This is a genomic window from Bradyrhizobium sp. LHD-71, from assembly GCF_031157255.1.
Classification (GTDB): Bacteria; Pseudomonadota; Alphaproteobacteria; order Rhizobiales; family Xanthobacteraceae; genus P52-10.
The window spans coordinates 33,776-57,101 of record NZ_JAVIFX010000036.1 but is presented as its reverse complement, the minus strand read 5'-3'; the positions used below and the strand labels follow the sequence as shown (position 1 = coordinate 57,101).

The following is a 23,326-nucleotide window of genomic DNA, read 5'->3' as shown; positions in this document are numbered from 1 at the left end:
CTTCAGATGTGGGCGCGCGGATCGGCGATGCGGCCTTCGACCGCCGATGCAGCGACGGTGTAGGGGGAGCCGAGATACACGTTGGAGGTTGCGGCTCCCATGCGGCCTTTGAAATTGCGTGCCGTCGAGGAGATTGCCGTGACGTTCTCGCCGAACCGCTCATCGCCATAGCCGGCGCAGATGCCGCAAGCATTCGCCAGCAGGCGGCCGCCAGCCTGGAGGATGACGTCAAGCGTTCCTTCGCGCCGGGCGATTTCCTGATCGCGTAGAGAGGCGGGGGCAACCAGCAGCTCGACGCCTCGCGCGGCTTTCCTCCCACGCAGGACCGAGGCGGCCATGCGCAGGTCCTCGAGCTTGGCTCCGGTGCAGGCCCCGATATAGGCGACGTCCACGCGCGTTCCGGTGTGTGACGAGACCGGTGCGGCGTTGGCGGGGCTATGCGGAGCTGCGACCTGCGGCTCAAGCGCCGTCGCGTCGAAGACATGATGCTCGCTCATTGTGGCGTCCGCATCGCCGCGCCAGCTTTCGTCATCCTCGACGTCGGCGCCGGCGGCGCGAAGAAAATCTTTGGTGATGGAATCGGCCTCGATCAGGCCGGCTTGGCCGCCGAGCTCTGCGGCCATATTGGCAAGCGTCATGCGCTCCTGCATGGGCAAGGCGCGGACGGCGTCGCCCGCATACTGCACGGCCTGATATCGGCCGCCGTCCATGCCGAGCTTCGCACAGAGCAGCAGCATCATATCCTTGGAAGAGACCCCGGCACCGAGTTTTCCGGTCCAATCGATCAGGATTGTCTCCGGCACGCGCAGCCAGATCTCCCCGGTCGCCAGAACGCCAGCCATTTCCGTGGCTCCTACGCCAAACATGTACGCGCCGAACGCGCCGCCCGTGGGGGAGTGGCTGTCGCCGCCGACAGCGAACATTCCCGGGCGCAGGTGACCGCGCTCCGGGAGAACGACATGACAGATCCCCTGTTGGTCGTAGAAATTGGCAATGCGTTGGGCAGCGGCGAACGATCTGGCGATAGCCTGGATATTGCGGCTCTCGTCGTCGGTTGCCGGAACATAGTGGTCGGTAATAAGGACGACCTTGCTCGGATCCCAGACACCGACGTCCAGCCGATCCAGGATCGGTTTGACCCGCCGCGGGCCGCCCGAATCATGAATCATCGCCAGATCGACCTTGCAAGTCACGATCTCACCTGGCGCCACCTTCGGACGTCCGGCAGCCTTTGCGATGATCTTTTCCGCGAGGGTCATGCCCATTGAGACGGTCCAATTCCTGTTGGCCACGACTTACCTTATGATATAAACATATATCAATATGGCAATACCGGTGAAGCCAGGTAGTCGGGAAATGACTGGGATTGAACAATGAAAGCGATTTGTCGGGCGGCATCCGTCATCCTCGTTGCCGCCGCGTTTGCAGGCTCGTCGAGCGCCAGCCGCGCCCAGACGACGGATTATCCGTCGAAGCCGGTTCGCATTCTCGTTGGCGCGTCCCCCGGCGGCACGACCGACACCATGGCGCGGGCGGTTGCGCACGAATTGTCGGCGGCTCTCGGGCAGCCGGTGATCGTCGAGAACAAGCCGGGAGCCGGCGGCAATCTCGCCGCGGATACGGTCGCCAAAGCATCGTCCGATGGACATACGCTGCTGGTGAGCTTCACCAGCCATACGATCAACGCAACGCTTTATCCGAACCTTCCCTTCGACCCGATCGCGGATTTTACGCCGATCACGATGATTGCGACCGTGCCCAGCATGCTCGTCGGTAACGTGAGGCTGCCGGATCAGACCCTTGAGCAACTGATTGCATCGGCGAAGAGCAAGCCCGACAAGCTCACGATTGCCATCGGCGGCATCGGATCGTCCCTGCATCTCGCCGGAGAGCAGCTGAAGATGATGTCAGGGATCAAGCTGCTCAACGTTCCTTACAAGGGCTCTACGCCGGCGATGACCGATGTGCTGGCGGGCCATGTCGACCTCATGTTCATCAGCATGGTGACTGGAGCAGCGCAGGTGAAGGCCGGCAAGCTGAAGGCTTTCGGCGTGACAAGCGCAAAGCGCCTGCAGGCGTTTCCCGATCTACCTGCGATCGGTGAAGTCGTTCCGGGGTTCGAGTCGGTGGCATGGTTCGGCGTCTTTGCGCCTGCAAACCTGCCGGCGCCGATCGCCGCCAAGCTCAACACAGCCATCGCCGAGTCTTTGAAGGGCGCGAAGCTGAGGCAGCAGCTTGAGCTCGAAGGCGCGTCCGCGGTCGGTAACAGCCAAGCGGAATTCGCCGCGTTCGTCCGCGACGATGTCAAGCGCTGGGCACCGATCGTCAAGCAATCCGGCGCAACTCCAGACTGACGTGGACTGTCGGGCCGGTGGCAGCCGTCCTCACACGTGCTGGCCGCCGTTGATGTGGATCTCGGCGCCGTTCACGTAAGAGCTCGTCTCGGCAGTCAGCGCGTAGATCACGCGCGCGACCTCGTCGGGTGTACCAAGGCGGCCGAGCGGAATGTGCGGCACGATCTGCTCCTCCGTCCCCGGCGAGAGGATGGCGGTGTCGATCTCACCTGGTGCAATCGCGTTGACGCGCACGCCGTGGCGGCCGAAGTCAAAGGCCATTTCGCGGGTCAGCGCCGCAAGCGCCGCTTTCGAAGTCGCATAGGCTGCTCCCGCGAACGGATGCACGCGCGATCCGGCGATCGAGGTGACGTTTACCACCGAACCCTTGGCCGCCTTCAACTCCTCGATCAGCCCGCGCGCCAGTGTAATCGGCGCGAAGAAGTTGACGTTGAATACGTGCGTCCAGGTATCGACGTCGGTCTCGATCGTACCCATGCGGGCACCGCCCGGTGCCTTTGGTGATATCGCGGCGTTGTTCACCAGCGCGTGCAACAGCCCGTCGGTGAGCCGCGAGCGGATTTCCTTGATGGCGCGCTCGGTGTCCTGATGGTCGGCGAGGTCGACCTGGATATGGTCTTCCGGACCTGCGTCCCATGGACATTCCTCGGGGAACGGATGCCGCGAGCAGGTGATGACGCGCCAGCCGGCGGACGAAAAACGGATCACGGTGGCGTGGCCGATGCCGCGACTGGCGCCGGTGAGCAGCAACGTCCGGCGCGGGTGATTGGAATGGGACTGGGCCATCAGGACTTTCTTTCACGCGTCATTGCGAGCGCCCATAGCCGTTCGAAGAACGGCGTCGCTTCGCTCGCCTGGGACCGTTCGAAGAACGGCGCCGCTTCGCCTCTCGCGAGCGACAATGCATTACGGATACAGCCGCGTCTTTGTCCACGCATCCTTTGAGGTCGCGCGGGTGAAGACGATGCGGTCGTGCAGGCGGTAAGGGCGATCGTGCCAAAACTCGATCGCGAGCGGCACCACGCGCCAACCGCTCCAGCCCGGCGGGCGCGGCACGTCGCCGATCAGGTGCTTGGCTGCGTATTTTGCGATCTGCTGCTCGAAGGCGAAACGGCTTTCCAGCGGTTGCGATTGCTTGCTCGCCCACGCGCCGAGCTGGGCCTGCTTCGGGCGGGTCGCGAAATAGGCGTCGGCCTCGGCCGGCGTCACGGCCTCGACGTTGCCGCGGATGCGCACCTGGCGGCGAAGCGACTTCCAATGAAACACCAGCGCCGCCTTCGGGTTTGCCTTGAGCTCGCGGCCTTTGGCGCTGTCGACATGTGAATAGAAGACGAAGCCGCCGTGGTCGACACCCTTCAGCAACACCATGCGCGCATCGGGCAGGCCGTCCTGGTCGACGGTTGCAAGCGTCATGGCGTTGCCGTCGGCCGGCTCTGACTTGAATGCTTCGTTAAGCCATTCCGAAAATAGCGCGAACGGCTCCTCGGCCGCCGTAAAATCACCGGACGTTAACGAGTTTGGGGTCTTGTTGATTGTCGTATCGGTCATGTGCGTGGGGTGCCTCGGTTGCGTCCGGGAGTTTGTCAGCCAGTGCCACGTTCTCCTTATACGGGATGGGTAAGCGCGCGCCTATTGGCGTTCGCAAGGCCGGCCTGCGCCGCAGCCTTGCTGGTTGTGGCCGCACCGGTGCTCGGCGGCTGTTCCTATCAGTTGGGCTCGATGTTCGCAGACAGCAAGGCCGAGCCGGAGACCACCGCCTCGATCCGGCCGACCGCGGTCGGGGCCTATGCCAGCCTCAGCGCGGTGCCGTCGCCGTCGGAGGCCGACCTGGCCTATGCCCGGGCGGCCGCGACCGAAGCCCTGGCGCGGGGCGGCAAGGATACCAGCCATCCGTGGGAAAACCCGCACACGGGCGCACGCGGCTCGGTGACGCCGTTGACCAATGCCTATTCCGCGAACGGTGTCACCTGTCGGGATTTCCTCGCCAGCTACGTCAAGGACAAGGCCGAGACCTGGCTGCAGGGCGAGGCCTGTAAGGTCGGCAAGGGTTGGGAAGTGCGGACCATGAAGCCCTGGCGAAGGGTCTGAGGCGACGCGGTTCGGCCCTCTGCGCGGGAGGTGGTCCCGTTGCAAAAATGCCACGTCGTTCCCACATGAACTGAAGTCCGTCGCCGCATGGCAGCGCGCGGGCAAATGGGGATTTCCCGCAAGGAGAGTGGAACAATGCGCAACCCCTATGATGTGCTGGGGGTCAACAAGGGCGCGAGCGCGGCTGAGATAAAGAGCGCGTTTCGCAAACTTGCCAAGAAGCACCATCCGGACGCCAACAAGAACGATCCGAAGGCGGCCGCGCGCTTTTCGGAAGTCAACGCCGCCAACGAAATCATTGGCGATGAGGAGAAGCGCAAGCAGTTCGACCGGGGCGAAATTGACGCCGAGGGCAAGCCGCGCTTCCAGGGCTTTCCAGGTGGCGGCGCTGGCGGGCCGGGCGGCTTCTCGCGCAGCTCGCGCGACGGCTTCGAGACCTTCACCTTCCGCACCGGCGGAGCTGGGCCGCAAGGCGGCCACGGCGGCGGTGCGTTCGACGACATCCTCTCCAGCATGTTCGGCGGTGCCGCGCGTGCGCGTGGCGGCGGCGCCGAGACGTTCGAGTACGAGCCCGGGCCGTCGGCGATGCCCGACCTCGATCTCAATGCCTCGCTCGGCATCACACTCGAGGACGCGGTGCACGGCGCTGAGAAGCGTGTGCGGTTGCCCACCGGCAAGGAGCTCAACGTCAAGATTCCGGCCGGCATCACCAGCGGCCAGACGATCCGCCTACGCGGGCAAGGGCAGGAGATCGCCGGTCATCGTCCGGGCGATGCACTGATCACGGTGACGATCGCGCAGCATCCGCTGTTCAAGGTGGACGGCAACGACCTGCGCGCCGAGCTTCCGGTGACGCTCTACGAGGCGGTGCTTGGCGCCAAGGTGCGCGTGCCGACGCTTGACGGTGCGGTCGAATTGTCGATCCCGAAGAATACCTCGAGCGGGCGCACATTCCGCCTGCGGGGCAAGGGCATGCCGGTGAAAGGTAAGGACCCGGGTGACCTGTTCGTCACCGTGCGCATCGCGCTGCCGGACGGCAACGATGCCGACCTCGAAGCGCTGATGCAGCGCTGGCGTGAGACCAAGCCCTACAACCCGCGCAGCGGGATGTGAGAACAGTTACTCCTCGAACCTTTCGTTGGGCTGCAGCTTGCGAAAGCGCGTGGTCCACGAGCGGCGTATCTCGGGCTCGCTCGTCCCGTCGTCATAGGCTGGCGACACCAGAGGCAGCGCCTTGGCCACGGTGATGACGACCACGGCACGTACGCGCGGCGCAAGTGTCGAGCCCGACATCTCGAGCAGTTTGTTGAAATCCTCTTCGCCGCGCGGCACGATCTTTGCCGTGCCGGCGAAGCGATAGCCCTTGCGTGCGAACGGATCGATGAAGTTCACCTCGATGCGAGGGTTGCCTTGCAGGTTGCGGATGGTCGCGGGCGAGCGGATCTCGGCGAAGGCGATGGTCGCATCGTCGACGACGAAGAAAGTGCCTTTCGGCGATACGTTGGGTGTGCCATCGGCGGCAACCGTCGCGACATAGCCGAGCGGCTGCTCGCGTACGATGCGTTTCATGTCGAGCGTCAGCATCATCAGTCTCCCTGATGAAAGGATGATAGCTCGTGCGCCATCCCTGCGAAAGGAGGCATCAGGCGCGCGCGCAGGCCGCTGTGATTGATCTCCACTGCTTGCGGACTCAGGCAGCTTCAGTGCGCGGCGTGATGCGAATGCGTCGCGAGCGCTTGCCCCTCGCAGCACGGGTCGTCGTGCTCATGCGCGTGGAAATCGATCTTTCCCGCCTTCATCTCGACCAGTGCCTGTCGGACGATCTGCACTGAGGACGAGAGAAACAGCGCGGCCATAAAGCCGGCGACGACCAGGTCCGGCCATTTCGTCGCCGTGCCCCACACGCCGGCGGCGGCCACCATCACTGCGATGTTGCCGATCGCATCGTTGCGCGAGCAGAGCCAGACCGACCGCACGTTCGCGTCGCCGTCCTTGTAGCGCATCAGAATCAGCACGCTCAGGACATTCGCAGCGAGCGCGAGGAAACCGATCGCGCCCATGACTTCCGCGCGCGGCACGCCGGTGACGAACACGTGCCACGCCGTCGTGCCGAACACCCACAGTCCCATCAATGTCAGGCTGATCCCCTTGACGAGCGCGACACGGGCGCGCACGGCGAGCGCCAGGCCGATCACCGCCAGCGACAAGCCGTAGGTGGCCGCATCGGCAAGGAAGTCGAGCGCATCGGCCCACATCGCAACCGAGCCAGCCACAGCGCCGGCGATCATCTCGGTCGCGAACATCGCACCGTTGATGGCGATGACCAGCCAGAGCCGCCGCTTGTAGTCGTCCGAGACGCCGTCGAAGGTGTGGGTGTGTCCGCAGCCGGCGCTCATGAGCCCTCCATCATCTGTGGAGGTTCATATGGACCCTTGCAGCCGCGTTACACTATCACGGATAGTGTAACGCGTTTTTGCGAGCGGTCAGCGCCGCTCGCTTTGTTCGATCGCTGCCATCGCGATGCTCTTCAGCCGCGGCTTGTCGGCGGGACCGGAGACCACCCAGCCGTAATTGTCGGCGACCCAGTGGATCGACGCAAACTTGTCGGCCTCCTGATAGCGGAACGACGAGCGCTGCGCTTTCAGTGGCGTTGTGTACAGCGTCACCCGTTCGCCGGCGGAGTTCTCGTACATCAGAAGCGCGGCCGGCGCGCCGATGCCGGGCAGCAGTCTGCCGCCGAGCAGCTTCAAGTCGAATTTCGACAGGTCCGGCGCGCGCAGTGTCATGCCGATACGCCGCGACAGCCATGGCAGCAGATGATTCTCCTCCGCCCGCACCTCGATCGGATGGCGTACCTCGCCGATGTACAGCCGGTGCGCGGCGAAAGCCTCCTCGCGCATGGCATCGACAGGGTCGGGCGCCGTTGCGACCGCTGCGGCTGCTTCGCGGGCGAACCAGCCGACGCCGCCGCCGACGGCGAACGCAAGCAACACGGCTGCCGCGGCGCCGATCATCCACCGGCGCGGCTGGGTCGCAAGCCGCTCGAGCTCGAGCCGCGTCGGCACCGGCTCGTCCGCCACCCCGCCATAGCGGGCGTGCATTGCATTGCCCATTGCGCGCCACGCGGCGACGCGAGCGGCATCGTCGGGATGGGTCTTCAGCCAGTTCTCGACCGCGGCGCGGCGATCAGCCGGCAGTTCGTTGTCGACCAACGCATGCAACTCGTCTTCTGTGACTGGCATGTTCGGTTCGGTCATTGTCATCGTCCAGTTCTTGTTCTTCAAACGCTATGAGGTGCTCATCCCCAAAATGGCGTTACTTCACTCGTCGCAACGTTACCTTCTCGCCGTCGATCGACATCTTGACATGTGCGCGTGCGCGGGCGAGGCGCGACATCACCGTGCCGATAGGCACACCCTGGATTTCGGCCACCTCGCGATAGGTCATCCCCTCCAGCACCACCAGCAGCAACGCCGAGCGCTGCTCCTCCACGAGCCCGGCAAGCGCGCGCTCGATGTCGCGACCTTCTGCTTCAGTGCCGTTGGCGCCGGGCTCGTCGTCTTCGTTCAGCTGCGAGACCTGTGGGCGACGCGCCAGCGACCGGCGGCGGTTGCGGTTGAGATTGGTCAGGATGGTGTACAGCCAGCTTCTGATGTCGCCGCCGTGAAACAGCTTCTCCGATCGCAATGCGCGGACCAAAGTGTCCTGCACGAGGTCGTCGGCGACGTCGGCGTCGCGGGTCAGAGCCCGGGCGTAGCGGCGCAGGGCGGGAATCATGGCTTCGACGCTGGGGCGGAAGGCGATCATGACGGACCAGGCGTGGGTGTGGAAAGATACAGTTCCGATCCTACTAACACCTTGAGTGTGCTGCTATTCCTTTGTTTCTGTCGGTTATTTCTTGTGTTGGCTGGGTCCCTTGAAGGCCTGTGGGGGGTGTGCCATTACACCCCTCCTGTCGCGTATCGATGCCGGATCGGATGGGCTGAACCGGATCCGGATTCGAAAGAGGTTCGTAGATGGCGGACAATTCGGGGCTGATGAAGGGCAAGCGCGGCATCATTCTGGGTGTCGCCAATAACCGCTCGATTGCCTGGGGCATTGCCAAGGCCTGCCAGGCGCATGGAGCCACGGTCGGCCTGTCCTACCAGGGCGAGGCGCTGAAGAAGCGCGTCGAGCCGCTTGCCAAGGAACTCGGCGGGATCCTGCTTGGCCATTGCGATGTCACGGAGCCGGCGACGCTGGACGCCGTGTTCGAGGAGGCGCGCAAGGCCTGGGGCACCATCGATTTCGTCGTCCACGCGATCGCGTTTTCCGACAAGGACCAGCTCGACGGACGCTACCTCGAGACCACGCAGGACAACTTCTCGAAGACGATGCTGATCTCCTGCTATTCGCTGACCGCCGTGGTCCAGCGCGCGGAGAAGCTGATGCCGAACGGGGGGTCAGTTCTGACGCTGACCTATTACGGCGCCGAAAAGTGGATGCCGCATTATAACGTGATGGGCGTGGCGAAGGCGGCGCTCGAGGCCAGCGTGCGTTACCTCGCGGCCGACCTCGGCGAGAAGAACATTCGCGTCAACGCGATCTCGGCCGGGCCGATCAAGACTTTGGCGGCATCGGGCATCGGCGATTTCCGCTACATTCTGAAGTGGAACGAATACAACGCGCCGTTGAAGCGCAATGTCACCATCGAGGAGGTCGGCGACGCCGGCTTGTACCTGCTCTCTGACCTGTCGCGCGGCGTCACCGGCGAGATTCACCATGTCGATTCCGGCTATCACGTCGTCGGCATGAAGCGTCCCGATGCGCCGGACATGACGCTCGCGAATTCGAAGGAATAGGCGCCGAAAGCGCGATGCCGACGACCATGTCCTCGCCCGTCATCTACTACGTCCGTCATGGCGAGACCGCATGGAACGCTGAAGGGCGCTTTCAGGGCAGCCGCGACATCCCGCTGAACGCGCGCGGCCGCGTGCAGGCTGAAGCGGCCGGAGGCATTCTGCGTGACCTGATCGTCCGCGACGCGCGCGAGCCGCAGCATTTTGGTTATGTGTCCAGTCCATTGTCGCGTGCGCGAGTGACCATGGATCTGCTGCGCGGCGCGCTCGGCCTGCCGGCCAACAGCTACAAGGTCGAACATCGCCTGCGCGAGATCGGCTGGGGCGTCTGGGAAGGGCTCACTGTCCCGGAAATGGAAGCGCATGATCCGGTCGCGTTCGCGGCGCGCCACAAGGATCGTTGGGGGACCACTGCGCCGGGTGGCGAGACTTATGCCGAGGTCGCGGTGCGGATGCGGGCCTGGCTCTCCGAACTGACCTCGGACACGGTCGCGGTGGCGCATGGCGGCACGATGCGCGCGCTGATGGTGGCGACCGGCGTCGCCACGGCACTGGAGGCGGTCGAAGCGCAGGTGGAGCAGGGCGTCGTCTATGTTTTCGCCGGCGGTAGGCTGACCAAGTACGCTTGACGCGGGCTTGCCCGATCATTTGACCCCTGGCGCGGCCGGGGCTACCACAAGCCCATGTCGTTCAACACATTCGGCCATTTGTTTAGGGTCACGACCTTCGGCGAGAGCCACGGGGTTGCGATCGGCTGCGTGGTCGATGGCTGCCCGCCGCAGATCCCGCTTGTCGCCGACGATATCCAGCGTGATCTCGATCGGCGCCGGCCGGGCCAGTCGCGCTTCACCACCCAGCGGCAGGAGCCGGACCAGGTGAAAATCCTGTCGGGGGTTATGGAGCATCCCGACACGGGCGTGCAGGTGACGACCGGAACGCCGATCGGGCTCTTGATCGAGAATGCCGATCAGCGTTCGAAGGACTATTCCGACATCAAGGACAAGTTCCGTCCCGGCCACGCCGATTACACCTACGACGCAAAATATGGCCTGCGCGACTATCGCGGCGGCGGCCGCTCGTCGGCGCGCGAAACCGCCATGCGCGTTGCCGCGGGTGCGATCGCGCGCAAGATCGTGGCGGGCGTGACGGTGCGGGGTGCGCTGGTGCAGGTCGGGCCGCACGCAATAGACCGCGATAGGTGGGACTGGAGCGAGGTCGGCAACAATCCGTTCTTCTGCCCGGACAAGACGACGGCAGAGTTTTGGGAAGGCTATCTCGACGGCGTGCGCAAGAGCGGCTCGTCGATCGGCGCGGTGATCGAGATTGTCGCCGAAGGCGTGCCGGCCGGGCTCGGTGCGCCGATCTACGGCAAGCTCGACGCCGACCTTGCGTCCGCATTGATGAGCATCAACGCGGTGAAGGGGGTCGAGATCGGCGCCGGCTTCGCTGCGGCGGAAAAATCCGGCGAGGAGAACGCCGATGAGATGCGCATGGGCAACCAGGGACCGGCGTTCCTGTCCAACAACGCCGGCGGAATTCTTGGTGGCATCTCGACCGGCCAGCCCGTGGTTGCACGCTTTGCGGTCAAGCCGACTTCGTCGATCCTGACACCGCGCAAGACGATCGACCGCAAGGGCGCCGACACCGAGATCATGACCAAGGGTCGCCACGATCCGTGCGTCGGCATTCGCGCAGTGCCGGTGGGCGAGGCAATGGTCGCCTGCGTTCTCGCCGACCACTTTCTGCGGCACCGGGGCCAAGTCGGCTAGGTCGCGACGAGCGCGTCTTCATCGCGGGCGTTGCGCGCAATAGCGCACGCAGTTCTCGATTTCGCCACGGTTCACCCCATGTCGGCGAGTTCTTGCTCCCTTAAATCGCGCAACTGCGCGGCAGCGATGCGCTCACGTCGTTTTCGGACAAGCGAACGCGATGCCTGACGTAATGCACTCACGCGTCGGACCTGTCGCAAGGCCCATAGGAAAGCGCGGTCGATGGCAATGCCGATGGCCTTGTCGCGTTCGCTGCGCGCGCGACGAATGATCTCTCGGGTCAGCGCAAAGCGTTGCGAAGCGCGGCGAGATCCCGGAGCGGACGATCGAGCTGGGCTCGTATCACGCCATGCTCGGCTGCGTCGTCGCCGGCATTGGCATTGCCATGCTGCCGAAAAGCGTGCTTTCGACCTTCCCCGAAAGCAGGCGACTGGCTGTGCAGAAGCTGCCGCCGGGCGAGAACCGTTTCGACATCGTGCTGATCTGGCGCAGGGGCGCAGGCTCCGCCAAGATCGAGGCGCTGCGGGAGCTGCTGGACGGCGGCCGGCGGAAGCAGAGGCCAGCGCGCACCAACAACGAAATCGGCGGCTGATCGCTCAGCCGCCGATCGCAGAATTAAGCGGAAGGGCGGCTTATGCCGCGCGCAGCGCGGTCAGGAACCTGTCGACTTCAAGCTGCAGCTGACCGCTTTCCTTCGAGAGCGATTGCGCCGAGGCCAGCACCTGGGTCGAGGCGGAGCCGGTCTCGCCGGCGCCCTTGTTGACGTCGGTGACGTTGGAGGCGACCTGCGTGGAAAGCCGCGCGGCTTCCTGCATGTTCCGAGCGATCTCCTTGGTCGCCGCACCCTGTTCCTCCACCGCCGCGGCGATGGTCGACGAGATCTCCGAGATCGAGCTGATGGTCTTGCCGATCTCGCGGATGGCGTTGACCGACGTCTCGGTGGCACTCTGCATGCCTTCGATCTGCGTGCTGATTTCCTCGGTCGCCTTGGCCGTCTGGGCGGCAAGCGCCTTCACCTCGGAGGCGACGACGGCGAAGCCACGGCCGGCTTCGCCCGCGCGGGCCGCCTCGATGGTCGCATTCAGCGCGAGCAGGTTGGTCTGCTCTGCGACCGCGGTGATCAGTTTGACCACGTCGCCGATGCGAGCAGCCGCTTGCGCGAGCTCGGCGATGCTCGCATCCGTCATCTGGGCCTGCTGTACGGCGCTTTGCGCGACCCGGCTGGATTCCTGCACCTGTCGGCTGATCTCGTTGACTGACGAGGTGATCTCCTCGGACGCTGCCGCCACTGATTGCACGTTGTCGGAGACATCGCGCGAGGCGGCCGCGGCCGAGCCGGAAAGCTGCTGGGTGGTTTCGGCCGTGCTGGTCAGCGTGTGGGCGGCGGCTTCGAGCTCGGTCGAGGCCGACGACAGCGAGGTCACCATGGTACCTACCATCGCCTCGAACTCACGGGTGACGGCATCGACGCGCTGGCCGCGCTGGATCTTGGCTTCGGCATCGGCCGCGGCAGCCTGGTCGGCTGCCTTCTTGGCGATCAGGGCGTCCTTGAACACCTGCAGCGTGTCGGCCATCTGGCCGATCTCGGTGTTTTCGCCCTGATGCGGGACGACCGCGGAAAGATCGCCTTCGCCCAGCGCGCGCATCGGCGACATAATCGACTGGATGCCGCGCGAGATGTCCCGGACGACGAAAATTGCTGCGCACAGGCCGGCGATCGTGACGGCTCCGAGGGTCGCGAGCAGCAGCCACAGCGCCCGGCCGTAGCTTCGTTCGGCCTCTTTCGCCGCCGTCTCGGCGCCGGCGTTGTTGTAATCAACGAGTTTCTTCAGCACCTCGTCGGCCTTCAGGCCCGCCGGCGTCGCGTGTTCCGCGTTCATTTCCCGCGCCTTCTCGAGCTCGAGGATGCGCGAGTACTCCAGCACCTCGTCGGTGATCTTGCGATACTCGGCCCAGAACTTCACGGCCTGGTCGTACATCGCCTTTTCCTCAGCCGAACTGATCAGCGGCTGATACGCCTGATTTGCGGCGGCGATTTCCTTGGCGACCACTGCAAGCCGCTCTTCATTCGCCGTCTTGCCCTTCGCGTCGATGGCGAGCAGATGCTCGCGTACCACGCTGCGGTAGCGGTTGACGTTGGTACGCAGCTCGCCGAGCCAGCGGACGCTCGGCAGCCAGACCGATTGGATATCGTGTGCCGAAGCGTTGATCGCGCGCATCTGCAGGACGGCGAAGCCGCCGAGCAAGGCCATGGTCACCAACAGGAAGGTGACGATCGCGACGATCTTGAAGCGAATGGAAAGCTTGGCAAGCATTGAGAGACCCCTTGGGTCGTTCTGACCCGTTGGCCGATCATGACAAGTCTGGAGCTGGCGGATCGGCACGACTTGCGCGGGGAGGCGCGGCAAGGGAGACGCAAATTCCAGTCGTACCCGAGCGAGGAAAGCGCGGACACGTTCGCCCTTGTTTTGACGCAACTCAGTGAAGTGTTGGTAAATGGCCGGTTGCGGCGCCTCGGAAAAGCACTCGGCACTTTTCCGGCGGAGGCGACTTAGTTTCGACGGGTTCAGTGAAATGTTCATAAACGGCGGGAGCGAGGAACCCCGGCGCCTGCGAAACTCTCGACAATGTGCGCGGTTTTCGAAAGGCGGTCCGCAACGGCCGCAGGTTAACACTTTCATGGCCCGCAAAGCCGTGGCAGCATCGTACGTCGGACGACGGGAGGACCGCTATGCGCTGGTGTGTCTCGATCGGAGCCGCGCTGGTCGCGGGAGCCTTGGTCGGCGGCGATGTCGCGAGTTTGGCATCGCCGAATGCGCAGTTCGTGCAGAAAGCGGCTGACGGTCAGGTCGACGTTGAACTCGTGCTCGCGGTCGATGTGTCCTATTCGATGGACCTTGAGGAGCTTGCGGTTCAACGCGAAGGCTACGCTCAGGCGATCACGTCGCCGGAGTTCCTGAGGGCCCTCAAGACCGGCCCGCAGGGCAAGGTGGCCGTAACCTACTTCGAGTGGGCCGCGGCGCACGATCAGAAGATCATCATTCCGTGGCGGATCGTCGACGGGCCGGAAACCGCGGATGCGGTTGCCGCCGAAATCATGAAGGCGCCGTTGCGGCGCGCCTCGCGCACCTCGATCTCCGGCGCCATCAACTTCGGGATGCAGATGCTGGCGGAAAGTCCCTACAAGAGCCTGCGGCGTGTGATCGACATTTCCGGCGACGGCCCGAACAACAACGGCGAGCCGGTACTGACCGCACGCGATGCGGCGCTGGAGAAAGGCATCACCATCAACGGGCTGCCGGTGATGGTGAAGCAGGCGTCCTACGCGACGATGGATATCGAGAAGCTCGACCTCTATTTCGAAGATTGCGTCATCGGCGGGCCGGGGTCTTTCGTTATTCCCATCAAGGAGCGCGAGAAATTCCAGGAGGCGATCCGCACCAAGCTGGTGCTCGAGGTGGCAGGGCGGCAACCTGAGGGCAGGGTGATTCCGGCCCAGACGCGCGGTGAAGCGCGCGTTCCTTGCACCATCGGCGAACAGCTCTGGCGCGACCGCTGGGGGCGGTAGGCGCAGCCTTCGCCCTACGTGCTACGGCGCGGTCGTAGTCCGTCTATTCAAGAGTCAAACAGCTTGCAGTCTGTAGCCCGGATGAGCGAAACGACATCCGGGTGATCGTGTCGCGGAGTCAGCCCCCGGGTGTCGCTCCGCTCATCCGGGCTACTGAGTTTTCGCCACTCACTTCGCCAATCCCTGTTCGGCAACGCTGAGGTTGCCTCGGTCAGTTCTTGATGAAGGCGAGAAGGTCCGGGTTAACGATTTCCGGATGCGTGGTGCAGAGGCCATGCGGCAGGCCGCGATAGGTCTTCAGCGTCCCCTTCTTGAGCAGCTTGGACGACAGCGGAGCAGAGTCGGCATAGGGCACGATCTGATCGTCGTCGCCATGCATGACCAGAACCGGCACGTCGATCTTCTTGAGGTCTTCGGTGAAGTCGGTCTCGGAGAAGGCCTTGATGCAGTCGTACTGGGCCTTGATGCCGCCCATCATGCCCTGCCGCCACCAATTGTCGATGATGCCCTGAGAGACCTTGGCGCCTGGACGGTTGAAGCCGTAGAACGGGCCGGCGGCGATATCGATGTAAAGCTGTGCGCGATTGGCGGCGACCCCTGCTCTGAAGCCGTCGAAGGCCTCGATCGGCGTGCCGCCCGGATTTTTCTCGGACTTGACCATGATGGGCGGCACGGCACCGATCAGCACGGCTTTGGCGACGCGGCCCGTGCCGTGACGCCCGAGGTAGCGCGCAACTTCGCCGCCGCCCGTCGAGTGGCCGATATGAATGGCCTCCTCAAGGTCGAGGGCCTTCGTGAGCGCGGCGACGTCGTCGGCATAGGTATCCATCTCGTTGCCGGTACTCGTCTGTGTCGAACGGCCGTGGCCGCGGCGATCATGTGCGATGACACGGTAGCCATTATGCAGGAAGAACAGCATCTGGCTGTCCCAGTCGTCTGCGCTGAGCGGCCAGCCGTGATGGAAGACGATCGGCTGACCCGTACCCCAGTCCTTGTAAAATATTTCCGTGCCGTCTGCCGTCTTGATGGTGCTCATGGATCGCTCTCCATTTGCGATCGGTCAATCAGACGAAACAATCGCCTTCATTCAATCCGACCGGGTTATCGCCGCGAAAACTGCGCTACCAGTTCCACATGCGGCGTGTGGCGGAACTGGTCGATCGGGGTGATGCGGCTGATCCTGTAACCGCCGTCAATCAGGATCTTCGCATCGCGGGCAAAGGTCGCGACGTTGCAGGAGACGGCGACAATCAGTGGGACGCGGCTCGCCGCCAGTTGCTGTGCCTGCGCCAGCGCGCCAGCGCGCGGCGGGTCGAACACGACCGCATCGAAGGCGTTCAATTCCTGCGGCAGGAGCGGGCGGCGGAACAGGTCGCGCGCTTCTGCCTTGACTGGTTTGAGGCCCTTCGTCGTCTGCGCGGCCTTGCGTAAGGCCTCGATCGCGCCGGCTTCAGAATCGTGTGCGCTGACCTGCGCAGTCTGCGCCAGGCGCAACGTGAAAGGACCGACGCCGCAGAACAGATCGGCGACGCGCTTGGCCTTTCCGCAGAAAGACGTCACGTGGGCGGCAAGCGCTTCCTCGCCCGCCTGCGTCGCCTGCAGAAAGCTGCCCGGGGGCAATATCACCTGGGCGGGGCCGATCGCGATCACGGGCGATTTGAGCTGGGCGACGATCTCGCCGTGTCGCGTCAACCGTGCCAGACGGTGTTGCGCAGAGATCCTGGCGAGTGCTGCGGTTGCCGTTGCAATGAGCGGGCCGGAGCCGCGCACATCTACATCCAGGCCGTTCGCGGTGGCGGTGAGCTGGATGTCGAGCGGCTTGGCGGTGGCCGCGAGCGCTTCAGCGATCGTCTCCGCGGCGACCAGTGCGCCATCAAGCCCCGGCGCAAGGATCGGGCAGCGATCGATCGGCACGATGTCGTGCGAACCCGCCGCGGCGAAGCCGACCTTCAGAATTCCCCGCTGGCTCTTGCGGGCATGCACGACCATGCGGCGGCGGCCATTGCCGTGCGCGTCCTCCAGCTCGCCGACGTCGCAAGCGATGCCGGCCCGTTCAAGCGTCTCGACGACGATGCTGCGCTTCCAGGCGCGATAGCCGTCCGCTCGCCAGTGCTGGATTGCGCAGCCGCCGCAGACCGTGAAATGTGGACAGAAGGGTTCTATGCGCTCGGCGCTCGGCGCCACCACGCGCCTGAGTCGGCTGCGGTCGGCATGCCCTTCAACCGGATCGACGTCGACGGTCTCGCCCGGCAATGTGAAGGGAACGAAGACATGCGCCGCCGCGGCGTTCGCCACGCCGTCGCCGCGATGGCCGACATGGTCGATGACAAGCCGGTTCCGATGGTCGTGGTCCATGGCGGCAACTCTTAGCACGCGCTTCGGGAAAGCAACGGAGTTCAGCCACGCCGGGCGCCGAGGAAGAACTCGCGGTTGCCGTCGCCGCCTGCGATGCAGGACTCGAAGACTGCGATATCTGTGCAGCCGAGCGATGCGGCAAACGCCGCAACGTCGTCGCAGACCGCACGGTGCACGGCCTCATCGCGCACGATGCCCTTCTTGATCGCCGGCCGCGGCGCCTCGAACTGCGGCTTGATCAGGGCCAACAGGCTGGTCGGCGCTGCAGCAAGCTCCAGTGCCACTGGCAGCACATGCTTCAGGGAAATGAAGCTGACGTCGATGACGACGACCGTCGGCCTGACGTCGAGGCGCTTGCCCGCGAGCGTGCGGATGTCGGTCTCCTCGCGCGAGATGATGCTGGGGTGACCTCGCAGGCTCGGATGCAGCTGATCGCGTCCGACATCGATCGCATGGACGAGGCTCGCGCCGCAGTTCAACAGTACCTCGGTGAAGCCGCCGGTGGATGCGCCGACGTCGAGGCAGACCTTGTCCTCAATGTCGATTGGATAGCGCTCGAGCGCGCCGGCAAGCTTGACGCCGCCGCGCGACACCCATGGATGTTCGGGTCTCGCCTCGATCGCTGCGTCCAGCGGGATTTCGTCGGAGGCCTTTGAGACGAGTTTGCCGCCGGCTGTCACCAGTCCGGCGGCAATCGCAGCCTGTGCGCGGGCGCGGCTTTCGAACAGGCCTCGCGCGACCAGCAGACGGTCGGCGCGCTGCCGTTCAGACATGTTACGCCAGCTTGATCACTTCCGCCTTGCCGTCTCTGCCGAGCGCCTCGAACACCTTCTTGACGATGCCCTTGGCGTCGAGGCCGGCCAGCGCGTACATCGCGTTCGGCGTGTCGTGATCGATGAAGATGTCGGGGAGCACCATCGCACGCACCCGCAGGCCCTTGTCGAGGGCGCCGTGCTCGGAGAGCGTCTGCAACACGTGCGAACCGAAGCCGCCAACCGCGCCTTCCTCGACGGTGATCAACACCTCGTGCTCGTTTGCGAGCTTCAGCACCAGATCCACATCGAGCGGCTTCATGAAGCGCGCATCGGCAATCGTGGTGGACAGGCCAAGTGCAGCGAGCTCGTCGGCCGCCTTCTCGCATTCGGCGAGACGCGTGCCGAACGAGAGCAGGGCAACCTTGCTGCCTTCACGGACGATGCGGCCCTTGCCGATCGGCAGCGGCACGCCGACTTCCGGCATCTCGACGCCGCGGCCTTCGCCGCGCGGATACCGCAGCGCGCTCGGGTGGTCATTGATTGCCACCTGGGTGGCGACCATGTGCACGAGCTCAGCTTCATCGCTGGCGGCCATGATGACGAAGTTCGGCAGGCAGCCGAGATAAGCGTTGTCGAACGAGCCGGCATGGGTCGCGCCGTCGGCGCCGACAAGGCCGGCGCGGTCGATCGCGAAGCGCACCGGCAGGTTCTGGATCGCCACGTCGTGCACGACCTGGTCATAGCCACGCTGCAGGAACGTCGAGTAGATCGCGCAGAACGGCTTGAAGCCCTCGGTCGCAAGACCGGCGGCGAACGTCACTGCGTGCTGCTCGGCAATGCCGACGTCAAAGGTGCGGGTGGGGAAAGACTTCTGAAAGATGTCGATGCCGGTTCCCGACGGCATGGCCGCGGTAATGCCGACGATCCTGTCGTCCTTCTCTGCTTCCTTGACGAGGCTCTGGCCAAACACGTTCTGGTAGGCCGGCGCATTCGGCTTGGCCTTGGCCTGCGTGCCGGTGGCCACGTCGAACTTGACCACCGCATGATACTTGTCCGCGGACGCTTCGGCCGGCGGGTAGCCCTTGCCCTTCTGCGTCACCACATGGACGAGGATCGGGCCCTTGGTTGAGTCGCGCACGTTGGTGAGCACGGGCAACAAGTGATCCATGTTGTGGCCGTCGATCGGGCCGACATAGAAGAAGCCGAGCTCCTCGAACAACGTGCCGCCGCCGACCATGAAGCCGCGCGAATATTCCTCGGCACGCAGCGCGCGTTCCTCGAAGTACTTCGGCATCTTGTGAGCGATGTGAATCAGCGCGTCGCGAGCGGACTGATAGGTCCGGCCCGAATAGAGGCGCGAGAGATAGGCAGACATGGCGCCGACCGGCGGCGCGATCGACATGTCGTTGTCGTTGAGAATGACGATCAGGCGTGACTTCAGCGCGCCGGCGTTGTTCATGGCCTCATACGCCATGCCTGCCGACATCGACCCGTCGCCGATCACCGCGATCACATTGTTGGTGCCGCCGGACAGATCGCGGGCCACAGCCATGCCGAGGCCTGCGGAGATCGAGGTCGAGGAGTGTGCGGCGCCGAACGGGTCGTAATCGCTCTCGGTGCGCTTGGTGAAGCCGGACAGGCCACCACCGGTGCGCAGCGTGCGGATGCGATCACGACGGCCGGTGAGGATCTTGTGCGGGTAGGCCTGGTGGCCGACGTCCCAGATCAGGCGATCCTTCGGCGTGTTGAAGACGTAATGGATGGCAGTCGTCAGCTCGATGACGCCAAGGCCAGCCCCGAAGTGGCCACCGGTGACGGAGACGGCGTCGATGGTCTCTTGACGCAGCTCGTCGGCAACCTGACGCATCTGATCCGGACGCAGCTTTCGCAGGTCTTCAGGAGTCTTGATGGTGTCGAGAAGCGGGGTGTCACTCATTTGGTCACACGCTTTCAAAGTTGTCCGGCCGGAATCCTCTTCCGGTCGAAGAATTAACGTTCAGGCATACACCAAATGCATGGCGGAAGCCAAGCGAATGCCCAGTCGGTTTGGGTCTCTGGAGCCGCTCGACCGGTTCAAAGGTTAACGCGCAAACTGGGAAACCATGCTGGTTTTGGCCAGTTTTCGGCACGTTCATTAAGGCCAGTCGGGCGACTCGTCGACCGGCCCCTAAGCTAACTCCGACCCCCGTATTTAGGATGTGCGTTAAATCACATCGAAGGGTTCGGCAAGAGTTCCATTCGCTGAAAAAGGCTTGTTTTGCTGCAACCGGGGAGTGTCTTACTGCACGTCAAGCGGCTCGGTTCCGGCCGGCTGGCCGGCCGAATCGGTCGTGATCTTGTCGACCCGCGCTTCAGCCTGTCGCAGCAATTCCTCGCAGCGGCGCTTCAGGGCCTCGCCGCGCTCGTAGATCGTCACGGATTCCTCCAGCGGCACCTTGCCTTCCTCGAGTCGCCTGACGATCGTCTCCAGTTCTTCGATCGCGCGCTCGAAGCTCAGCCGCTTGACGTCAACGTGCGTATTCTCGACCATCATGTCGTCCCCTGAATGATGCTTCGACAAAGTTGGAGTTGACCGGAAATTTACGGAGGCATTGTGGCGGTGAGTTCCACCGCGGCAAGGCAGGATGAAAGCTATCCTTTCATTAATGCGGTCACATGTGCCTCCACAGAGTGCGCAAGCCCTTGCAAATCGTAACCACCTTCGAGCACCGAGACGATTCGCTGCTGTGCGCTCGCATCTGCGACGTCCATCAACTTCTGCGTCACCCACTGATAGTCTGCAGCTTCTAGCATCATGTTCGCGAGCGGATCGCGATAATGCGCATCGAAGCCCGCTGAAATGATCAGGAACTCGGGCGCGAAATCCCGCAAACGGGGCAGGATTGTGGCTTCGAAAGCTTCGCGAAACTGGGCGCGACCGTCGCCCGCCCGCAGCGGCGCGTTGACGATCGTGTTGTGCTCGCCGCGTTCGCTCGCAGCACCGGTGCCGGGAAACAGCGGCATCTGGTGGGTCGAGCAATACATCACACTTTTGTCGGCCCAGAAGATGTCCTGCGTGCCGTTGCCGTGATGCACGTCAAAGTCGACGATTGCAGCGCGGCCGATGCCGTACTTGCGCTGGGCGTGGCGCGCAGCGATCGCCGCGTTGTTGAAGAAGCAGAAGCCCATCGGTCGGCCGACTTCGGCGTGATGGCCCGGTGGGCGCGTAGCGACGAAGGCGTTGTCGACGCTTCCCGACATCACGGCGTCGACGGCCGCTACCGCGCCGCCGGCCGAGCGCGTGATGGCCTGAAGGCTGCCCGGCGACATCGCCGTGTCGGCGTCGATATACGCAAAACCTTCCTTCGGGGCGAGATGACGGATCTCGCCGATCTCATACTCCGAATGACAGAGCGCGATCGTGTCGAAGCTCGCTTCGGGTGCAAGGTCCCGCTGCAAGAACTGAAAGCGTTCGCCATTCAGAACCTGGTCGATGGCGCGCAGGCGGTCCGCCCGCTCGGGATGACCCGGAGGCGTCGCGTGGTCCAGACAAGCCGGATGGGTGATGAGAAGAGTGGTCATTGTCGGACTCAGTTACGCTTTGCCCAATGCATCCACAAGGGGAGGGCGCAATGATCGGCGCGCTCGCCTTTTGTTATGGTGCTGGTCAGCCAACCACTCCCTTTCAAGGGCTGAAGCAAGCGGCTAGCCACGAAGTCCTCACCGCACGTTATCGCAGGGCCGAGGGCCGCGCTCGCTTGTTCCGGAATAACTCATCAGCTTCGGCCTGATGATCAATGACCCGATATTCAATCGACCCGTCGAATGCGATCGAGGACGTGTGGTGAAATCGGGCTGTGGGCCTTGAAGTACGCATCGAGCGCGTCGACGTCGTAGACGCCTGTGCGCCGTTCAACGCCGTCCTTGAAGGTCGAAAACCCGTCGCCGCCGGAGGCGAGGAAGTCGTTCACGGTCACGCGGTACGTAGCTTTCGAATCGATCGGCGTGCCGTTGAACGTGATGCCTTCGATCGGCACGCGATCACCGATCGGCCGCGTCGTATCGAAGCTGAAGCCGAAGCCGCGTGAGACTTGCAGGATGCGCGGAAACGATGGCGCGGTCCATTGCTGTTCCAGTGCCTGCTTGATCTGTGCGCCGGTCAGCGTCATCGTCACGAGCTGGTTACGGAACGGCTGGCTTGCAAACACGTCGGCGTACGTGACGGTGCCATCCCCACTCTTCGGGATACTGTTGCGGATGCCGCCGGGATTGGTGAAGGCGATCACGGCACCTCCATTCGCCTCGCCCGCAGTCGCAGCGAGCTGCGCATCGGCGACGATATCGCCCAGCACGCTCTCGCCCGCGCGGTTTGGATCACGCAAGATAGGGTCGGTGATCTTTCCGGAAGGGCGCGCCGCGATCGGCTTCGCGCGTTCGTCATAGGCTGCGATCAGCCGTGTCTGCTCCACATCCCTGGCGAACGCGTCGGTGCGCACGATCGTGTTGCCAGCCTTGGCGCTGATGATATCGCGCGTCGCAGGATCCAGCTTCACATCGATCTCGGTCAGGATCGTGCCGTACTTGTCGGCACTGGTGACAAGGCGACCGCCGATGTTGCACACATAGGCCTGATGGGTGTGGCCGGACACGACGATGTCGACCGCCTTGTCGAACTTGCTGACGATACCCACGATCGGTCCGGAAATGCCGGGACATTCATTGTAGCCGCCGGTCGGAAAGCCGCCCTCATGGATCAGGACGACGATGGCTTCGATGCCGCGCGCCCTGATTTCGGGAACGAGCGCGTTGACAGTCTCGACCTCGTCGCGAAATTCGAGGCCGGCAACGCCGGCGGGATTGACGATCAGCGGCGTAGCCTTCAGCGTCAGCCCGATGAACGCGACAGGAATGCCACCGAATTCGCGCACCTCGTAAGCAGGAAAGAACGTCTTGCCCGTCGCCTTCTCGACAGTGCTGGCGGCGAGATACCTGAACTTCGCGCCAAGGAACGGGTGAGGACCCTTGCAGCCCTCGGTCGGATGGCACCCGCCATCCTGCATGCGCTTGAGCTCTGTCGCGCCTTCATCGAACTCGTGATTGCCGACGGAGGCGACGTCGAGGCCCATGATCGATAGCGCCTCGATGGTCGGCTCGTCATGGAACAGTGCGGACAGGAACGGGCTCGCGCCAATCAGATCACCGGCGGCGACGAAGATGCTGTGCGTCTTTTCCTTGCGCCGTTCCTTGACGAGCGTTGCCAGATGCTCGGCGCCGCCGGCCGGCACGGCGATCTTCTTCGCCTTGTCGGCAGGATCGGCAACACGAATGCCGCCTGGTGGCGGCTGCAAGTTGCCGTGGAAATCGTTCAACGCAAGAATTGTCAGCTCGACGGGAGCGCGGCGGAAGACGATCCCCGAGCGCGTGACGAAAAAGCCTGTGACGATCAGCACCAATGCGGCGAGCGGCGCGATCCAGTAGCGAAGGCGCATATCCTATACCTGTTTGACGATCAGCCGTACCACTCCGCCGTCATGCCCGCCAAAGCAAGCATCCAGTATGCCGCAGCAGATGATGCATCAGTTTCCTGGAACGCCGGGTCTTTGCTTGCGCGGGGACGACG

Annotated in this window: 23 protein-coding genes; 8 read left to right on the top strand and 15 right to left on the bottom strand. The window is 63.9% G+C overall.

The features are described from left to right. Positions 1–2: 2 nt before the first annotated feature. On the bottom strand, positions 3–1,265 hold the full coding sequence (locus RCO31_RS30165) for a 3-isopropylmalate dehydratase large subunit (protein ID WP_308972026.1): 1,263 nt from the start codon (positions 1,263–1,265) through the stop codon (positions 3–5). A gap of 108 nt (positions 1,266–1,373) precedes the next feature. On the opposite strand from RCO31_RS30165, the gene RCO31_RS30160 reads away from it, so the two are divergent. After that, positions 1,374–2,354 carry a tripartite tricarboxylate transporter substrate binding protein gene (locus RCO31_RS30160; protein ID WP_308972025.1) on the top strand — a complete coding sequence of 327 codons (981 nt, stop codon included), beginning with the start codon at positions 1,374–1,376 and terminating at the stop codon, positions 2,352–2,354. Between the two features lie 30 nt (positions 2,355–2,384). On the opposite strand, the gene RCO31_RS30155 is transcribed toward RCO31_RS30160, so the two are convergent. Together RCO31_RS30155 and pdxH are read right to left on the bottom strand one after the other, a co-directional pair. Next, a complete protein-coding gene (locus RCO31_RS30155) occupies positions 2,385–3,140 on the bottom strand; it encodes an SDR family oxidoreductase (protein WP_308972024.1) in 756 nt (251 codons plus the stop codon). A 120-nt stretch (positions 3,141–3,260) separates the two neighbouring features. Then, positions 3,261–3,902 carry a pyridoxamine 5'-phosphate oxidase gene (gene pdxH, locus RCO31_RS30150; RefSeq protein WP_308972023.1) on the bottom strand — a complete coding sequence of 214 codons (642 nt, stop codon included), beginning with the start codon at positions 3,900–3,902 and terminating at the stop codon, positions 3,261–3,263. Between the two features lie 42 nt (positions 3,903–3,944). Here pdxH and RCO31_RS30145 point away from each other — a divergent pair, with 42 nt between their 5' ends. Further along, the gene (locus tag RCO31_RS30145; RefSeq protein WP_308972022.1) at positions 3,945–4,442 is read left to right on the top strand and encodes an RT0821/Lpp0805 family surface protein; all 498 of its coding nucleotides are present in this window, start codon (positions 3,945–3,947) and stop codon (positions 4,440–4,442) included. Positions 4,443–4,577: 135 nt separating this feature from the next. Then, the gene (locus tag RCO31_RS30140; protein ID WP_308972020.1) at positions 4,578–5,555 is read left to right on the top strand and encodes a DnaJ C-terminal domain-containing protein; all 978 of its coding nucleotides are present in this window, start codon (positions 4,578–4,580) and stop codon (positions 5,553–5,555) included. Between the two features lie 6 nt (positions 5,556–5,561). Here the strand turns inward: RCO31_RS30140 and RCO31_RS30135 are convergent, their stop codons facing one another. The 4 genes from RCO31_RS30135 to RCO31_RS30120 form a co-directional block, all read right to left on the bottom strand. Then, positions 5,562–6,026, bottom strand: a complete 465-nt coding sequence (locus RCO31_RS30135; protein ID WP_308972019.1) for a pyridoxamine 5'-phosphate oxidase family protein — start codon at positions 6,024–6,026, stop codon at positions 5,562–5,564. Positions 6,027–6,142: 116 nt separating this feature from the next. Beyond that, complete coding sequence (locus tag RCO31_RS30130) at positions 6,143–6,838, bottom strand: cation transporter (RefSeq protein WP_308972018.1); 696 nt, start codon at positions 6,836–6,838, stop codon at positions 6,143–6,145. 87 nt (positions 6,839–6,925) lie between these two features. Then, the gene (locus tag RCO31_RS30125; RefSeq protein WP_308972017.1) at positions 6,926–7,705 is read right to left on the bottom strand and encodes an anti-sigma factor; all 780 of its coding nucleotides are present in this window, start codon (positions 7,703–7,705) and stop codon (positions 6,926–6,928) included. 52 nt (positions 7,706–7,757) lie between these two features. Beyond that, complete coding sequence (locus RCO31_RS30120) at positions 7,758–8,249, bottom strand: sigma-70 family RNA polymerase sigma factor (RefSeq protein WP_308972016.1); 492 nt, start codon at positions 8,247–8,249, stop codon at positions 7,758–7,760. A gap of 209 nt (positions 8,250–8,458) precedes the next feature. On the opposite strand from RCO31_RS30120, the gene fabI reads away from it, so the two are divergent. The 4 genes from fabI to RCO31_RS30100 all read left to right on the top strand — a co-directional run bounded on the left by fabI (position 8,459) and on the right by RCO31_RS30100 (position 11,641). Then, positions 8,459–9,283 (top strand): enoyl-ACP reductase FabI, encoded by an 825-nt coding sequence (fabI, locus tag RCO31_RS30115; RefSeq protein ID WP_308972015.1) that lies wholly within the window; start codon positions 8,459–8,461, stop codon positions 9,281–9,283. Positions 9,284–9,309: 26 nt separating this feature from the next. Next, positions 9,310–9,909 (top strand): histidine phosphatase family protein, encoded by a 600-nt coding sequence (locus RCO31_RS30110; protein WP_308972044.1) that lies wholly within the window; start codon positions 9,310–9,312, stop codon positions 9,907–9,909. Positions 9,910–9,963: 54 nt separating this feature from the next. Further along, the gene (aroC, locus tag RCO31_RS30105) at positions 9,964–11,049 is read left to right on the top strand and encodes a chorismate synthase (RefSeq protein ID WP_308972014.1); all 1,086 of its coding nucleotides are present in this window, start codon (positions 9,964–9,966) and stop codon (positions 11,047–11,049) included. Positions 11,050–11,359: 310 nt separating this feature from the next. Next, positions 11,360–11,641, top strand: coding sequence for a LysR substrate-binding domain-containing protein (locus tag RCO31_RS30100; protein WP_308972043.1), 282 nt, complete (start codon positions 11,360–11,362; stop codon positions 11,639–11,641). A 40-nt stretch (positions 11,642–11,681) separates the two neighbouring features. Here the strand turns inward: RCO31_RS30100 and RCO31_RS30095 are convergent, their stop codons facing one another. Next, positions 11,682–13,364, bottom strand: coding sequence for a methyl-accepting chemotaxis protein (locus RCO31_RS30095; RefSeq protein ID WP_308972013.1), 1,683 nt, complete (start codon positions 13,362–13,364; stop codon positions 11,682–11,684). A 416-nt stretch (positions 13,365–13,780) separates the two neighbouring features. On the opposite strand from RCO31_RS30095, the gene RCO31_RS30090 reads away from it, so the two are divergent. Continuing rightward, on the top strand, positions 13,781–14,617 hold the full coding sequence (locus RCO31_RS30090; RefSeq protein WP_308972012.1) for a DUF1194 domain-containing protein: 837 nt from the start codon (positions 13,781–13,783) through the stop codon (positions 14,615–14,617). A gap of 211 nt (positions 14,618–14,828) precedes the next feature. Here RCO31_RS30090 and RCO31_RS30085 read toward each other — a convergent pair whose 3' ends face one another. From RCO31_RS30085 to RCO31_RS30055, 7 genes are all read right to left on the bottom strand, one after another. After that, the gene (locus RCO31_RS30085; RefSeq protein WP_308972011.1) at positions 14,829–15,653 is read right to left on the bottom strand and encodes an alpha/beta hydrolase; all 825 of its coding nucleotides are present in this window, start codon (positions 15,651–15,653) and stop codon (positions 14,829–14,831) included. 65 nt (positions 15,654–15,718) lie between these two features. Further along, entirely contained in the window at positions 15,719–16,972 is a 1,254-nt protein-coding gene (locus RCO31_RS30080) for a methyltransferase (protein ID WP_308972010.1), read from the bottom strand. 41 nt (positions 16,973–17,013) lie between these two features. Next, positions 17,014–17,745: a TlyA family RNA methyltransferase gene (locus RCO31_RS30075; RefSeq protein ID WP_308972009.1), complete on the bottom strand. Its 732-nt coding sequence runs from the start codon at positions 17,743–17,745 to the stop codon at positions 17,014–17,016. Position 17,746: 1 nt separating this feature from the next. Then, positions 17,747–19,663, bottom strand: coding sequence for a 1-deoxy-D-xylulose-5-phosphate synthase (gene dxs / locus RCO31_RS30070; RefSeq protein ID WP_308972007.1), 1,917 nt, complete (start codon positions 19,661–19,663; stop codon positions 17,747–17,749). Positions 19,664–20,005: 342 nt separating this feature from the next. Beyond that, the gene (locus tag RCO31_RS30065) at positions 20,006–20,257 is read right to left on the bottom strand and encodes an exodeoxyribonuclease VII small subunit (RefSeq protein WP_308972042.1); all 252 of its coding nucleotides are present in this window, start codon (positions 20,255–20,257) and stop codon (positions 20,006–20,008) included. 101 nt (positions 20,258–20,358) lie between these two features. Further along, positions 20,359–21,288, bottom strand: coding sequence for a histone deacetylase family protein (locus RCO31_RS30060; protein WP_308972006.1), 930 nt, complete (start codon positions 21,286–21,288; stop codon positions 20,359–20,361). Positions 21,289–21,515: 227 nt separating this feature from the next. Beyond that, the gene (locus RCO31_RS30055; RefSeq protein WP_308972005.1) at positions 21,516–23,195 is read right to left on the bottom strand and encodes a bifunctional metallophosphatase/5'-nucleotidase; all 1,680 of its coding nucleotides are present in this window, start codon (positions 23,193–23,195) and stop codon (positions 21,516–21,518) included. Positions 23,196–23,326: the final 131 nt, after the last annotated feature.

What these genes read in the sequence shown, in the direction of transcription:
- RCO31_RS30080 (WP_308972010.1), bottom strand. Translation starts at nt 16,972, where the DNA reads ATGGACCACGACCATCGGAACCGGCTTGTCATCGACCATGTCGGCCAT.
- dxs (WP_308972007.1), bottom strand. Translation starts at nt 19,663, where the DNA reads ATGAGTGACACCCCGCTTCTCGACACCATCAAGACTCCTGAAGACCTG.
- RCO31_RS30065 (WP_308972042.1), bottom strand. Translation starts at nt 20,257, where the DNA reads ATGGTCGAGAATACGCACGTTGACGTCAAGCGGCTGAGCTTCGAGCGC.
- RCO31_RS30095 (WP_308972013.1), bottom strand. Translation starts at nt 13,364, where the DNA reads ATGCTTGCCAAGCTTTCCATTCGCTTCAAGATCGTCGCGATCGTCACC.
- RCO31_RS30140 (WP_308972020.1), top strand. Translation starts at nt 4,578, where the DNA reads ATGCGCAACCCCTATGATGTGCTGGGGGTCAACAAGGGCGCGAGCGCG.
- RCO31_RS30135 (WP_308972019.1), bottom strand. Translation starts at nt 6,026, where the DNA reads ATGCTGACGCTCGACATGAAACGCATCGTACGCGAGCAGCCGCTCGGC.
- RCO31_RS30120 (WP_308972016.1), bottom strand. Translation starts at nt 8,249, where the DNA reads ATGATCGCCTTCCGCCCCAGCGTCGAAGCCATGATTCCCGCCCTGCGC.
- RCO31_RS30075 (WP_308972009.1), bottom strand. Translation starts at nt 17,745, where the DNA reads ATGTCTGAACGGCAGCGCGCCGACCGTCTGCTGGTCGCGCGAGGCCTG.
- RCO31_RS30160 (WP_308972025.1), top strand. Translation starts at nt 1,374, where the DNA reads ATGAAAGCGATTTGTCGGGCGGCATCCGTCATCCTCGTTGCCGCCGCG.
- RCO31_RS30055 (WP_308972005.1), bottom strand. Translation starts at nt 23,195, where the DNA reads ATGCGCCTTCGCTACTGGATCGCGCCGCTCGCCGCATTGGTGCTGATC.
- RCO31_RS30110 (WP_308972044.1), top strand. Translation starts at nt 9,310, where the DNA reads ATGTCCTCGCCCGTCATCTACTACGTCCGTCATGGCGAGACCGCATGG.
- pdxH (WP_308972023.1), bottom strand. Translation starts at nt 3,902, where the DNA reads ATGACCGATACGACAATCAACAAGACCCCAAACTCGTTAACGTCCGGT.
- RCO31_RS30125 (WP_308972017.1), bottom strand. Translation starts at nt 7,705, where the DNA reads ATGACAATGACCGAACCGAACATGCCAGTCACAGAAGACGAGTTGCAT.
- RCO31_RS30130 (WP_308972018.1), bottom strand. Translation starts at nt 6,838, where the DNA reads ATGAGCGCCGGCTGCGGACACACCCACACCTTCGACGGCGTCTCGGAC.
- RCO31_RS30090 (WP_308972012.1), top strand. Translation starts at nt 13,781, where the DNA reads ATGCGCTGGTGTGTCTCGATCGGAGCCGCGCTGGTCGCGGGAGCCTTG.
- RCO31_RS30060 (WP_308972006.1), bottom strand. Translation starts at nt 21,288, where the DNA reads ATGACCACTCTTCTCATCACCCATCCGGCTTGTCTGGACCACGCGACG.
- aroC (WP_308972014.1), top strand. Translation starts at nt 9,964, where the DNA reads ATGTCGTTCAACACATTCGGCCATTTGTTTAGGGTCACGACCTTCGGC.
- fabI (WP_308972015.1), top strand. Translation starts at nt 8,459, where the DNA reads ATGGCGGACAATTCGGGGCTGATGAAGGGCAAGCGCGGCATCATTCTG.
- RCO31_RS30165 (WP_308972026.1), bottom strand. Translation starts at nt 1,265, where the DNA reads ATGGGCATGACCCTCGCGGAAAAGATCATCGCAAAGGCTGCCGGACGT.
- RCO31_RS30155 (WP_308972024.1), bottom strand. Translation starts at nt 3,140, where the DNA reads ATGGCCCAGTCCCATTCCAATCACCCGCGCCGGACGTTGCTGCTCACC.
- RCO31_RS30085 (WP_308972011.1), bottom strand. Translation starts at nt 15,653, where the DNA reads ATGAGCACCATCAAGACGGCAGACGGCACGGAAATATTTTACAAGGAC.